Origin of the sequence: Caulobacter segnis (assembly GCF_023935105.1) — a bacterium.
Classification (GTDB): domain Bacteria; phylum Pseudomonadota; class Alphaproteobacteria; order Caulobacterales; family Caulobacteraceae; genus Caulobacter; species Caulobacter segnis_B.
Genome location: NZ_CP096040.1, coordinates 3,754,698 through 3,767,056, shown reverse-complemented (window position 1 = coordinate 3,767,056; position 12,359 = coordinate 3,754,698). Strand labels below are relative to the sequence as shown.

Below are 12,359 nucleotides of genomic sequence, written 5' to 3'. Positions count from 1 at the left end.
CATGTCCGTCCAAGTCATCCGGCCCGAGGGCCTGACCATGGTCGAGCGCGCGGATTTGGCCCGCGCCGACCGCGCGGCGGCCATGGCCATCAGCCCTGCGGCTCGCCAGGCGGCGCGCGAAGCGATGTCGCGGATTTCCGGCGCTCAGCTGGCCCTTACGGAGCAGGCCGATATCGCCGCCGGCCTGGTCGAGACCGTGGCCCTGGCCCGCGCGCGGGGCGAGACCGTTGAGGTTCGCGAGGCGGCGAAGGGCGGGCCCTTGCGGGTCTCCAGCCGAGACGGCCTGCACAGCTTGCGCCAGAGCGGCCACCTCACCGAAGCCCACTACGCGGTCGGCCTGCTGTATCGCGCCGGCTTCGAGGCTCGCGGCCGCGATCTGCAGTCCGCCAGCCTGGAGCCCGGCCGCCTGGGAGGCGGCGGCCACGACAACGACCGCTTCGTCGCCGCGCGGCTGCGGCGCGCCCGCATGCTGGACTTCGTGGCCCGCGCCGATCGCGCCGTGGCCTTGGCGCTGGCCGACAGGCCGATGGCGCTGCGCCTGCTGCGCGCGGTGGCCGGCGAGGGGACCAGCCTGTCGGCCTGGGGCTCCGGCCGTGTCTTCGCGCGCAATCGCGACGTCTTGATCCAGGCTCTGGATCTCGCCGTGGCCTTGGCCAAGCAGATCGCCCGGACACAGGCGGCGCACTGAGGCGAAGCCGCCCAAAGGCATGACGTCAAGGAGCGCCGCGCCGACTTTGTTTTGTTTTCAGGAGCTTAGTCATGCCCATCGATCCCGACCGCCTTCGGGCGGCGGTCGGGGCGCTCGGCGGGGCGGCCATCTATGGTCTCGTCCAGTTCGGCGCCCTGGCCCTGAGCGGCCATCCGGTCACGCGCGCGGAGTACCGGGCGCTGGTCCTCAACGTGGCCTGCGCCACCGCCGCCGGCGTGATCATGGCGACCTTCCTGGTAAAGGTCGCCGCGCCGTTCATTCCGTTCGCGCCCCTGCGGGACGCCTATTCCTTCGGCTTCGGCGTGGGAGCGTTCGGCTGGGAGCTGCTGCCGTTGATCTTCAAGGCCCTGCGCAATCGCGCCGCTGGCCGGATCGAGCGGATGACGAGGGACGCGCCGTGACCAGCGTTCTCGACCTTTTCACCTGCGGCGCGTCGATCGCCGCCGCCCTGGCCTTGGCGCTGCGGGGCAACATGCTGAAGCCCGAAGCGCGCGCCTGGGCGTCCAGCCGCGCCGCTTCGCTGATCGTGCTCGCCTTGTCGATCGTCATGGCCGGCGAGGCGATCGAGGTCTGGCGACACGGCGGGGTGACGCCGCGTGAAGCCGTCGTCGTGGCGGCCATAGCGGTCGCCTCGGTGCTGATGCTGCTGCACCTGGGCGGCCAGCGCCGCGCGCCCACCGCCTGATCCCGACACGAAAGGAACTCCACCATGCCCAGTCCGCATTCGATGAAACATGTCATTCACCCGGTGGCGGCCCTCGGGCTGTCCGTCGCTCTGTCGGGCTGCGCGGGCCTGGCCGCCGATCCGTTGGCCCTGGCCCGAGCGATGAAGATCCTGGACGAAGACTGCGAGCGGACGTTCGACCTGACGCTGGACAGGAGCCAGCCCGGCGGCGGTTCGCTGAAGGTCACCCGCGCCTGCGCGCCGGCGACGCCGTCGGACCCGAAGCCCTGACGGCCAAAAAAGAACCCCTGTCGGACGGATCCGACAGGGGCGCTGCAGGCTTGGGGAAGGAGAGGCGGCTAGAACTTGTAATTCAGGCCCACCAGGAAGGTGCGGCCGTAGTTCTGGTAGTCGATGACCTGGCGAGGGTCGTTGTTCTGGTAGGTCACGAAGGGCTCGTTGGTCAGGTTGTTGACCTGGGCCAGCAGCGACAGGCCATTCATCGGGCCGTCGCTGAACGTGTAGCCGATCTGGCTGTCGACCACGGACTCGCCCTTGACCATCCGGTAGTTGCGGCCGTTGCCGAAGCCGGTGACCTCGCCCAGGAACTTGGAGCGGTAGCGGTCGCTGACCCGGAACGAGAAGCCGTTCTTCTCGTAGTAGACGGTCAGGTTGGCCACGGTCTTCGACAGGCCGGGGATCGGGGTCGCTTCGTCCGCCGGGTTCGGGTGGATCGTGCTCTCGGTGTATGAGGCGCTGAACATCGCGCCGAAGCCGTCCAGGATCGGGGTCAGCAGCGCGCCCGGCATCGAGGCCGCGAACTCGACCCCTTTCACCGCGCCGCCTTTGCCGTTCTGCGGGGTGGTGACCAGGCCCAGGCGCGTGGCCGGTTCCGGGTTGCCGCCGGTCGGGAAGCCGGTGAAGTCGAACACGACGCTTTGGTCGTACACGTAGGTCTTCAGGTCCTTGTAGAAGGCGGCCAGCGAGACGTAGGCCTGGCGGCCAAAATACTTCTCGTACGACACGTCATAGGCGTCGGCGCGCCAGGGCTCGAGCTCGGGATTGCCGCCCGTACCGCTCCACGGCGAGAAGTTGATGTTGGTGTTGCCGCCCTTGGCGGGGTCGAAGCTGAAGGTCTTGCTGGCGCGCATCTGGTCCATCCGTGGACGGGCCAGGGTGCGGGCGACGGCGAAGCGCAGGCTCTGCTCGTTGGGCAGCTGGAACTGCAGGTTCATGCTGGGCAGGAAGTCGACGTACTTCTTGCCGCCCGACAGGTTGGTGCGGGTCACGCCGGCGCCGGTGCCGCTGGCGCCCAGGGCGGTCGAGCCCTGATCGGTGTGGACGATCTGGAAGCCGAAGTTGCCGGTGACCGGCACGCTGCCGATGGCGGCGTCGATATTGGCCTTCAGGTAGCCGACCGCGACCTTCTCCTCGACGTCCCAGCTCTTGACCAGCACGTCCGAGTTCGGGTTGCGGACCAGATCATAGGTCCCGCCGCTGACCAGGGCGAACGGGTCGTAGCTGACCATGCCCGGGATGCCGATGAAGGCCAGCGAGGTCGTGCCGACCAGGGCCGAGGACGGGATCGCGACGCTGGCGGGCGAACCCTTCACGCGCAGGAACCACTCGTCGTTGACCAGGCCCTTGGAGCGTTCGCTGTAGTTGAAGCCCAGCTCGACGCTGGACAGGCCGTCGTCCAGGGCGCGGTTGATCGAGAAGCGGGCCGCCTTCAACTCGTCCTCGATGGTCGGCTTGTTTAGATAGCCGTCCTGGCCGCCGGTGATGATGTCGCTGCCCCAGCCCTGCGAGCTGGTCAGCTTGATCACGTTGGGATCGGCGTAATTCAGGGTCGACTTGAAGATCGCCACGCCGTCGCCGTTCATCGTGAACGTCATGTTGTCGGTGGCGCCAGTCCCCGAGCGGCCGGTGCCGGCGTAGGTCTCGAGGATCTGGTCGGTGCGCTCGACCTTGGAGTACGAGAGGTCGCTGACCAGGGTCCAGCCGTCGCCGACTTCCAGCTTGTTGTTCCAGCCGACCGACTTGATCGTGGAGTCACGATCGTTGCCGTCGTTGCGGACCACGCCCTTGACGCCGTTGAAGGTCCCGCTGGTGACCATGCCGCCCGCGGCCTGGGCGTTGGTCAGCGGCACGCCGCCCCAGACCAGCGGCAGTTCGATGCCGCGCTGGATCTGGTGGTTCTTGAACTTCGAATAGAAGACGTCCAGCGACGAGCTGAAATTGTCGGTCGGCTTGAATTCCAGGACGCCCATGACGCCGTCGCGCTTGAGCATGCTGGACTGCACGTACGGCTTGGCGCCGCCGATCACCAGGTTGCCGGCCGCGTCGGTGGGATAGCCCCACGAGTTCCAGCGCTCGGCCTGATAGGGCGACTCCATGTGGGCGTAGCCCAGGGCCAGGCCCAGCTTACCGTCCATGAACTGGTCGATGTACGAGATCGACAGGCGATTGCCGTGGGCCTTGGTGCCGGCGTTCAGGGCGCCGATGTCGTTCCACTCGTAGCGGGCGCCGATCGCCAGGGCGCGCTTGCCATAGGCCAGCGGGCGCACGGTGCGCATGTCGGCGGTGCCGGCCAGGCCCTGGCCGATGAGGCCGGCGTCCGGGGTCTTGTAGACCACGACGGCGCTCAGCAGTTCCGACGGATACTGGTCGAACTCGACGCCGCGGTTGTCGCCGGTCGAGACCTGCTCGCGGCCGTTCAGCAGGGCGGTGGTGAAGTCGGGGGCCAGGCCGCGAATCGAGATGACCTGGCCGCGACCGTCAAGACGCTGTGCGGTCAACCCGGGAAGACGCGCGATCGACTCGGCGATCGAGACGTCCGGCAGCTTGCCGATGTCCTCGGCCGAGACGGCTTCGACGATCGAGGTCGAGCTCTTCTTGAGCGAAATGGCGCCTTCGATGCCGCGGCGGATGCCGGTGACGACGATCTCTTCGACCTTGCTGTCGTCCTGGGTTGCGGGGGCGGCGTCTTGCGCATGGGCCGCGCCGCCGAGGGCGAAGGCCAGGGCCAGACCGGTGGCGCCACCGGTCATCAGCCAAGCGCGACGACGCGCGAAATCAGTGGTCATGAGTCTCACCCTCCCTGGTCCGGCTCTGCGCGGTTTGGTCGGTTCGCGGGCCGTTGCTGAAAACTACTGCAAATTAACGGGCTGTAATCAACCCAAAAAATTGCAAGCGCACGGCTGGAGGTTCGCGGTTCTCGTCGGAATCGCGCCGTATGTGGTTTCTATGCGCCACTTATGTACGGTCCTTCGTGGTGGGTGAGGCGCAAATCCCTTCAAGAAGGCGGATTGACAGCGTGTGATTGGCTCTGCAAATTCTTGCAAAGAATTGCAATGGCGATCCAGTCGAGATCGCCGATAACGGGAGGGGAGCGATGTCGGCCTTGGCGCCTTGGCGAAAGACGCTGCTGGCCGTGACGGCCCTGTGTGCGCTTGACTTGGGCGCGCTGGCGACGGCGGCCACGGCGACGCCCCAGATCTCGTACCGGCTGCGCAAGCCGCAGGACGAGGTGATCTATTTCGTCCTGCCCGATCGCTTCGAGAATGGCGACCCGGCCAATGACCACGGCGGGATGAAGGGCGGCCCGCTGGTCGACGGCTTCGATCCGACGCGGGCGGGCTTCTACCACGGCGGCGACCTCAAGGGCGTGACCCGGCGGCTGGACTACATCCAGGGCCTGGGCGCAACGGCGGTGTGGCTGGCGCCGATCTTCAGGAATCGCGCGGTGCAGGGCCCGCCCGGTCACGAGTCGGCCGCCCATCACGGCTACTGGATCACCGACTTCACCGATGTCGATCCGCACCTGGGGACCAAGGCCGACTTCAAGGCCCTGGTCGATGCGGCCCATGCCCGAGGCATGAAGGTCTATATGGACATCGTCGTGAACCACACGGCGGACGTCATCCAGTACCGCGAATGTCCGGAAGGCCGCTGCGCCTATCGAAGCGTCGCCGACTATCCGTACACGCGGAAAGGCGGCGTCGACGGCGCGCCGATCAACGACGGCTTCGACGGCAAGGCTTTCGGCAAGCTCAAGCGGACCGACTGGGCCTATACGCCCTACGTCCCGGCGGGGCAGGAACACGCCAAGACGCCCGACTGGCTGAACGATCCGATCTACTACCACAATCGGGGTGACAGCACGTTCGCCGGCGAAAGCTCGCTGACCGGCGACTTCGCCACCCTGGACGATGTGTTCACCGAGAACCCTCGGGTCATCCAGGGCTTCATCGAGATCTATGGACGGTGGATCGACGACTTCGGCGTCGACGGCTTCCGCATCGATACGGCCCGCCACGTGAACCCCGAGTTCTGGCAGGCCTTCGTCCCGGCCATGCTGGCCCGCGCCAAGGCCCGGGGGATCCCGAACTTCCACATCTTCGGCGAGGTCTTCGACCCCGACGTCGCGATCCTGGCCAGCCATACCCGCGTCGACAAGCTGCCGGCGGTGCTGGACTTCGCCTTCCAGTCGGCCGGGACCGATGTCGCCATCGGCCGGACGGGGACGGATCGCCTGGCCCGGGTCTTCGCCGCCGACCCGGCCTACGAGGGCGGCGAGGCCGGCGCGCGCCAGTTGCCGACCTTCCTGGGCAACCACGACATGGGCCGCATCGGCTGGTTCATGATCAAGGCCAAGCCCGCGATCGCCGACGACGAACTGCTGGCCCGCGTGACCCTGGCCAACGCCCTGATGCTGACCGCGCGGGGCGTGCCGACCATCTATTACGGCGACGAGCAGGGCTTCACCGGCGACGGCGACTATGCCGACAGCCGCGAGGACATGTTCGCGAGCCAGGTCGCCAGTTACAACGACAACCGCCTGGTCGGCTCGACCGCCAAGGGGCCAATGTCGGCGTTCAAAACCAATAGCGTGCTCTACCAGCGCATCGCCCAGCTCTCGAAGCTGCGCGTCGCCACGCCCGCTTTGCGCGACGGCCGACAGGTGGTCCGCGCCGCCAGCGACAAGCCCGGTCTGCTGGCGTTCTCCCGTATCCTGGGTAAGACCGAGGTGCTGGCGGTGTTCAACACCAGCGACCAACCGCTGAAGGTCAATGTGTCGGTCGAAGCCGACTCCGTCGCCTGGCGGAGCCTGTCCGGCGCATGCGCGGCGACCCCTGTCGCGCCCGGCAGCTATTCGATCGAGCTCAAGCCGCTCGACTACAAGATTTGCGTTTCCGAGGGACGATAGTGACAGTTCAGGTTCTTGCTCGCCCCGGTGCGGAGACGTCGATGAACGCCGAATGGTGGCGTGGCGCGGTCATCTATCAGGTCTATCCACGCAGCTTCGCCGACTCGAACGGCGACGGCGTCGGCGACCTGCCGGGGATCACCGCGCATCTGGAGCACATCGCCTCGCTGGGCGTCGACGGCGTGTGGCTGTCGCCGTTCTTCACCTCGCCGATGAAGGACTTCGGCTACGACGTCTCGGACTATCGCGACGTGGACCCGATCTTCGGCACGCTCGCCGACTTCGACGCCCTGATCGCCAAGGCCCACGACCTGGACCTGAAGATCATCATCGACCTGGTGTTTTCGCACACCTCGGACGAGCACCCCTGGTTCGCGGAAAGCCGCCAGGATCGGACCAACGCCAAGGCCGACTGGTTCGTCTGGGCCGACGCCAAGCCGGACGGCAGCCCGCCCAGCAACTGGCAGTCCGTCTTCGGTGGCCCGGCCTGGACCTGGGACGCCCGTCGCGGTCAGTACTACATGCACAATTTCTTGGCCTCGCAGCCGCAGCTGAACCTGCACAATCCGGCGGTTCAGGAAGCCCTGCTGGCCGTCACCCGGTTCTGGATCGACAAGGGCGTGGACGGCTTCCGCTTCGACGCCATCAACTTCTCGATGCACGACCCGAAGTTCACGGACAATCCGCCGCTGCCGCCGGGCGGCAAGCGCACGCGGCCGTTCGACTTCCAGGACAAGATCTACAACCAGAGCCACGCCGACATCCCGAAGTTCCTCAGCCGCCTGCGGGCGCTGACGGACGCGCATGGCGGGCGCTTCTCGGTGGCCGAGGTGGGGGGCGATCACGCCGACCGCGAGATGAAGCTGTTCACGGCCGGCGGCGACCGCCTGAACAGCGCCTATGGCTTCCTCTATCTCTACGCCGACAAGCTGACCGGTGACATGATCCCCAAGGGCGCGGCCATGTGGCCCGGCGATGCGGGGGAGGGGTGGCCGTCCTGGACTTTCTCGAACCACGACGCCCCGCGGGCGGTGTCGCGCTGGGCCGAAGGCCGCGACCGCAAGGCCTTCGCCGAGATGTGCCTGCTGCTGCTGATGGGGCTGCGCGGCAATGTCTTCGTCTATCAGGGCGAGGAGCTGGGCCTGCCCCAGGCCAACGTGCCGTTCGAGCGGCTGCAGGATCCCGAAGCCATCGCCAACTGGCCCCAGACCCTGGGGCGCGACGGCGCGCGCACGCCGATGCCGTGGCAAGCGGGCGTCCTGAACGCCGGCTTCTCGGCCGTCGAGCCCTGGCTGCCAGTCGATCCCGAACACCTGCCGCTGGCGGTCGACGCCCAGGAGGCCGACCCGGCCTCGACCCTGCAGGTCGCTCGCCGTCTGATCGGGTTGCGGAGGGCCTACGCCGCCCTGCGCACCGGCGCGATCAGCTTCGTCGACACCAACAGCCCGCTGTTGATCTTCCAGCGTGGCGAGGGCGAAGGCGCGCTGCTGCTGGCCTTCAACCTGGGCCACGAGACCGCGAACTGGTCGCTGCCCGAGGGTTGGGCTCTGATCGACGGCGTCAATCTGGGCGGCGAGGGCCAGATGCCGTCCTGCGCGGGGCTGGTCGCGCGGCGGGCCTAGGCTCGCGGCTCCGGACGGCTTTCCAAGGATCGGTTCGAAAACCTTTGACGCGTCGCGAAAAGGGGCCTTGACGGGGGCCGGCGGCGTGATGTTGTCCCGGCAAGGCATGGTTGAGTCGGGATGAGTGAGCCTTCGATTTTCTTCTCCGAGGTCAACGAGCGCCAGGGGGTCTTCCACCGGCGCACGTTCCTGCTGGGCGGCTTCACGGGTCTGGGTCTGCTGGCCCTGGGCGGACGCCTGGCCCAGCTGCAGCTGGTCGAGGCCCAGCGCTATCAGAAGCTCTCGGCCGGCAACCAGTTCAACTACCGCCTGGCGCCGCCGCCGCGCGGTATGATCCTGGACCGCAACGGCGTGTCGCTGGCGTCCAATCGGCCGAACTTCCGGCTGATGATCACCAAGGACAAGGGCCTGGACGCCGAGGCCGTCATGGACGACCTAGCCAAGCTGGTGCCGATCGACGGGACGCGCCGCGCCCGCGTCCTCAAGGACCTGGCCCGCGCCCCGCGCAAGGCTCCCGTCGTGGTGATGGAGGACTTGTCGTGGGAGGAGTTCTCGCGGATCAACATCCGTGAACCGGAGCTGCCCAATGTCACGGCCGACATGGGCGAGGTGCGGGTCTATCCGTTCGGCGGGGCCTTCGCCCACGTCATCGGCTATGTCGCCAAGGCCTCCGACCGCGACCTGAAGGCGGCCGAGGGCGATCCTGGCCAGGATCAGGCGCTGCTGCACAATCCGGGCTTCCGGATCGGCAAGCAGGGTGTCGAGAAGGCTTTCGACCGGGACCTTCGCGGCAAGGCCGGCGCCACCAAGGCCGAGGTCGACGCCCAGGGGCGGGTCGTACGGCTGGACCCGGCCGGCGACATCGCCGCGACCGCGGGCAAGGAAATCCGCCTCACCCTGGACGCCGACATCCAGAACCGCGCCCTGGAGGTGATGGGCGAGGAGAGCGGCGCGATCGTGATGGTCGACTGCCAGACCGGTGACTTGCTGTGCATGGCCTCGGCCCCCAGCTTCGACGCCAACCGGCTGGTCAAGGGCCTGTCTGGGGCGGAGTATCGGGCCCTGGCCGAATACGAGCGCAAGCCGCTGCTGGACAAGACCATGACCGGCGTCTACCCGCCGGGCTCGACCTTCAAGCCGACCGTGGCCCTGGCGGCCCTGAGCGCGGGTGTCGACCCGACCGAGCGTGTGGTCTGCACCGGCGGCTGGTACTTCGGCGGCCGCACCTGGCATTGCCACAAGAAGGGCGGCCACGGCGTGCAGAACATGCACGACGCCATCAAGAACTCCTGCGACGTCTATTTCTATCAGATGGCGCTGCGCATCGGGCCCGACCCGATCCACAGCACGGCCACCGCCCTGGGCTTTGGCCAGGCCTTCGACCTGGGCATCCCCGGCCAGCGCAAGGGCCTGGTCGGCTCGCGCGACTGGAAGAAGAAGGCCTTCAAGCGCGATCCGGTCTGGCATCCCGGCGACTCCGTGCCCTACGGGATCGGCCAGGGCTATATCAACGTCAACGCGCTGCAGCTGGCGGTCATGTGCGCGCGCCTGGCCAATGGCAAGCGGGCGCTGAACCCCCGGCTGGTCAAGGCGATCGGCGATGTCGACCAGCCCCACGGCGACGCGGTGGCGGACCTGCCGTTCCCCCAGGAGCATATCGAAATCGTTCGGGCCGGCATGGCGGCGGTGGCTAACGATCCGACCGGCGGGGCCTACAAGCAGAGCCAGCTGGGTCTTGGCGACGTGCTGATGGCGGGCAAGACCGGCACGGCCCAGGTGCGCCAGTATTCCCAGACGGGATCGCGCAGCAACCAGGGGGTGCCCTGGCGGCTGAAGGACCACAACCTGTTCATCGCCTTCGCCCCCTACGACAATCCGCGCTACGCGATGTCGGTGCTGGTCGAGCACGGCGGCATGTTCGGCTCCAGCGCCGCCGCGCCGAGGGCGCGCGAGGTGATGCGCGTGGCGCTGTTGAAGGATCCCGAGATCCGCGCCCGCATCGAGAAGCCGATGCCGCTGCCGTCCCTCGAGCCGGGCGACACCGAAGCTTCGGAAGCGCCGACGCCTACGGACGGCGTTCCAGCGGTAGGCTAGAAGGGCCTAGGGAGTCTTAAGGGGCGGCGGTCGGATGCCGGCCGCTTCGCTGGGGCAGCACCACGATTAGGGCGATGATCGCCGCCGCCAGCACCGCCGAGGCGAGCGGACGGCTCAGCGCCAGGCCGCCATGATCCAGCGGCTTGTCCAGAAAGTCGCCGACCGCCGCGCCCAGCGGTCTGGTCAGGATGAACGCGGCCCAGAACAGCACGACCTTGCTGACCCGAGTGCGGAAATGCAGGATCGCGACGACGGCCAGCAGTCCCGCGAAGATCAGCGCGGCGCCGATATAGCCCAGGCTGGCGGTGTCGGCCGTCCAGTCACCCAGCGCCGTGCCTAGGGTCTGCGAAAAGGTGATCGTCACCCAGTAGAACAGCTCGGCCTTGGGGGAGTGGATGTCGTCGGCGTCGATCCGGCCCAGCACGACGCGCCAGGCCGCCAGCGAGGCCAGCACGCAGCCCAGCAACAACAGCGAGCCGCCGGCATAGCCGATGCCCAGCGAACGGGTGGCGAAGTCGGCCATGGTCGTGCCGGCGGTGGTGGAGGCCACGATCGTCGCCCAGTACAGGAACGGATGGAACCGCCGCGCCGTGACCTGTCCCGCCACGAGGGCCAGTAGGATGGCCAGGAAGATCGCCGAGCTGACCAGATAGCCCAGGTCCAGGGTCATGCTCAGCGTGTCGCCGCCGGTCTCGCCCAGGGTCGTGGCCAGGATCTTGATGATCCAGAAGCCCTGGGTGACGGCTGGAACCTTGCTGGCCACCTCTTCCAGATCGCCATTCCGCATCGCCGTCTCCGTGGTGGCCGTTCCGGCGTTAGACGTTGCGGCTGGCCGGGCCCCACACTGAAACTAGCGCGTCATGCGCTCAGCCGCCGCAGCTTTCGCGAATGATCAGGTCGGTTGGCACGCGCTCCGAACGGCTGGCGCGCTCGCCGCTGTCCAGCAGCTTGGAGACCATCAGCCGGCCGGCCTTGGCGGTGTCCTGGGCGATGGTCGAGAGGGCGGGGCTGGCGTAGCGGCTGAAGGGGACGTTGTCGAAGCCCATCACCGAGACATCGCTCGGAACCGTCAGGCCCGCGTGCTTGAGCGCGCGGATGGCGCCCAGCGCGATCAGGTCCGAGGCCGCGACAACGCCGTCGAACTTGATGCCGTGGTGGATCAGGCTGTCGACGGCGGCCTCGGCCGACTCGACCTCGAAGTGGGCCGGCACGATCAGGTCGGGATCGACGCCCAGCTTGGCCTGGTCCAGCGCCTCCAGATAGCCCCGGTGGCGGTGCATGGCTTCCGGCGCCTCTGTGTCGCCCAGGAAGACGATGCGCTTGCGGCCCAGGCGGGCCAGATGCAGCGTCGCGCGCCGCCCGCCCTGGATGTTGTCGGAGCCGACCGAGCAGTAGTTCTGGTCGGGGAATTGCGCGCCCCAGACGACGAAGCGGGTCTCGGTCTCGGCCAGGCGGTTGAAGGCCGCGTGCAGCGAGCTTTGGCCCAGGAAGATCACCCCCTCGGCCCGGCTGGTGGTCATGGCCGCCGACAGGTCCTCGAAATTGGCCGGGGCGATGTGGCTGAGGATGACATCGCAGCCGCGTTCGCGCGCCGCCTCGCCGACGCCGGCCAGCAGTTCGAGGAAGAACGGATCGGACATGCCGCTGTCGCGGCCCTGCGGACGCGGGGTGACGATGGCGATCGTCGCCTCGGCCCCGATCGGACCGGCCGGCATGTAGCGGCGGAACGGATAGTCCATCTCGCGCGCCAGCTTCCAGATCAGCTGCTTGGTGCGCTTGTTGACGGCGGGGCTGTCATTGAGGGCCCGGGATGCGGTCGAGATCGAGACCCCCGCCAGCTTGGCCAGGTCCTCCAGTCGAGTCGCTCCCTTGGTCACTGAACGCCGCCCCCGATGCAAAGATTTCTGCAAATATTTTCATCGCCCATAAGGCGCCGTTCGGGCGGGTTTGCAAGCCGGGCGAGGGCGGTTCCGTCGAGGTCTGGTTGTGAAAACTACTGCAAATATCCTTGTGAGTCTGGCTTTGATCGCGCCGTCATGGCGTTGATATCGGCGCGCGTCT

General features: G+C 67.7%; 9 protein-coding genes and 1 pseudogene. 7 read left to right on the top strand and 3 right to left on the bottom strand.

The window, feature by feature from the left end:
* Position 1: 1 nt before the first annotated feature.
* From MZV50_RS17655 to MZV50_RS17640, 4 genes are all read left to right on the top strand, one after another.
* A complete protein-coding gene (locus tag MZV50_RS17655; RefSeq protein ID WP_252630606.1) occupies positions 2 to 688 on the top strand; it encodes a hypothetical protein in 687 nt (228 codons plus the stop codon).
* Positions 689 to 759: 71 nt separating this feature from the next.
* Positions 760 to 1,110 (top strand): hypothetical protein, encoded by a 351-nt coding sequence (locus MZV50_RS17650; RefSeq protein ID WP_252630605.1) that lies wholly within the window; start codon positions 760 to 762, stop codon positions 1,108 to 1,110.
* Positions 1,107 to 1,394 (top strand): hypothetical protein, encoded by a 288-nt coding sequence (locus tag MZV50_RS17645; RefSeq protein WP_252630604.1) that lies wholly within the window; start codon positions 1,107 to 1,109, stop codon positions 1,392 to 1,394. The genes MZV50_RS17650 and MZV50_RS17645 overlap by 4 nt, the downstream gene beginning before the upstream one ends.
* Positions 1,395 to 1,418: 24 nt before the next feature.
* Entirely contained in the window at positions 1,419 to 1,664 is a 246-nt protein-coding gene (locus tag MZV50_RS17640; protein WP_252630603.1) for a hypothetical protein, read from the top strand.
* A gap of 68 nt (positions 1,665 to 1,732) precedes the next feature.
* On the opposite strand, the gene MZV50_RS17635 is transcribed toward MZV50_RS17640, so the two are convergent.
* Positions 1,733 to 4,459, bottom strand: a complete 2,727-nt coding sequence (locus MZV50_RS17635; RefSeq protein WP_252630602.1) for a TonB-dependent receptor — start codon at positions 4,457 to 4,459, stop codon at positions 1,733 to 1,735.
* A 308-nt stretch (positions 4,460 to 4,767) separates the two neighbouring features.
* On the opposite strand from MZV50_RS17635, the gene MZV50_RS17630 reads away from it, so the two are divergent.
* From MZV50_RS17630 to mrdA, 3 genes are all read left to right on the top strand, one after another.
* Positions 4,768 to 6,582 carry an alpha-amylase family glycosyl hydrolase gene (locus MZV50_RS17630; protein ID WP_252630601.1) on the top strand — a complete coding sequence of 605 codons (1,815 nt, stop codon included), beginning with the start codon at positions 4,768 to 4,770 and terminating at the stop codon, positions 6,580 to 6,582.
* Positions 6,561 to 8,204, top strand: coding sequence for an alpha-glucosidase (locus MZV50_RS17625; protein WP_252630600.1), 1,644 nt, complete (start codon positions 6,561 to 6,563; stop codon positions 8,202 to 8,204). The genes MZV50_RS17630 and MZV50_RS17625 overlap by 22 nt, the downstream gene beginning before the upstream one ends.
* 120 nt (positions 8,205 to 8,324) lie before the next feature.
* Positions 8,325 to 10,298, top strand: coding sequence for a penicillin-binding protein 2 (mrdA, locus tag MZV50_RS17620; protein ID WP_252630599.1), 1,974 nt, complete (start codon positions 8,325 to 8,327; stop codon positions 10,296 to 10,298).
* Positions 10,299 to 10,314: 16 nt separating this feature from the next.
* Here mrdA and MZV50_RS17615 read toward each other — a convergent pair whose 3' ends face one another.
* Positions 10,315 to 11,085 (bottom strand): COG4705 family protein, encoded by a 771-nt coding sequence (locus MZV50_RS17615; protein WP_252630598.1) that lies wholly within the window; start codon positions 11,083 to 11,085, stop codon positions 10,315 to 10,317.
* A gap of 79 nt (positions 11,086 to 11,164) precedes the next feature.
* Positions 11,165 to 12,251 (bottom strand): annotated as a pseudogene (locus tag MZV50_RS17610) (LacI family DNA-binding transcriptional regulator).
* Between the last annotated feature and the right edge of the window lie 108 nt (positions 12,252 to 12,359).

Excerpts from the sequence above, each read along its gene's own strand:
- MZV50_RS17635 (WP_252630602.1), bottom strand. The coding sequence starts at position 4,459 with ATGACCACTGATTTCGCGCGTCGTCGCGCTTGGCTGATGACCGGTGGC.
- MZV50_RS17650 (WP_252630605.1), top strand. The coding sequence starts at position 760 with ATGCCCATCGATCCCGACCGCCTTCGGGCGGCGGTCGGGGCGCTCGGC.
- MZV50_RS17615 (WP_252630598.1), bottom strand. The coding sequence starts at position 11,085 with ATGCGGAATGGCGATCTGGAAGAGGTGGCCAGCAAGGTTCCAGCCGTC.
- mrdA (WP_252630599.1), top strand. The coding sequence starts at position 8,325 with ATGAGTGAGCCTTCGATTTTCTTCTCCGAGGTCAACGAGCGCCAGGGG.
- MZV50_RS17640 (WP_252630603.1), top strand. The coding sequence starts at position 1,419 with ATGCCCAGTCCGCATTCGATGAAACATGTCATTCACCCGGTGGCGGCC.
- MZV50_RS17630 (WP_252630601.1), top strand. The coding sequence starts at position 4,768 with ATGTCGGCCTTGGCGCCTTGGCGAAAGACGCTGCTGGCCGTGACGGCC.
- MZV50_RS17655 (WP_252630606.1), top strand. The coding sequence starts at position 2 with ATGTCCGTCCAAGTCATCCGGCCCGAGGGCCTGACCATGGTCGAGCGC.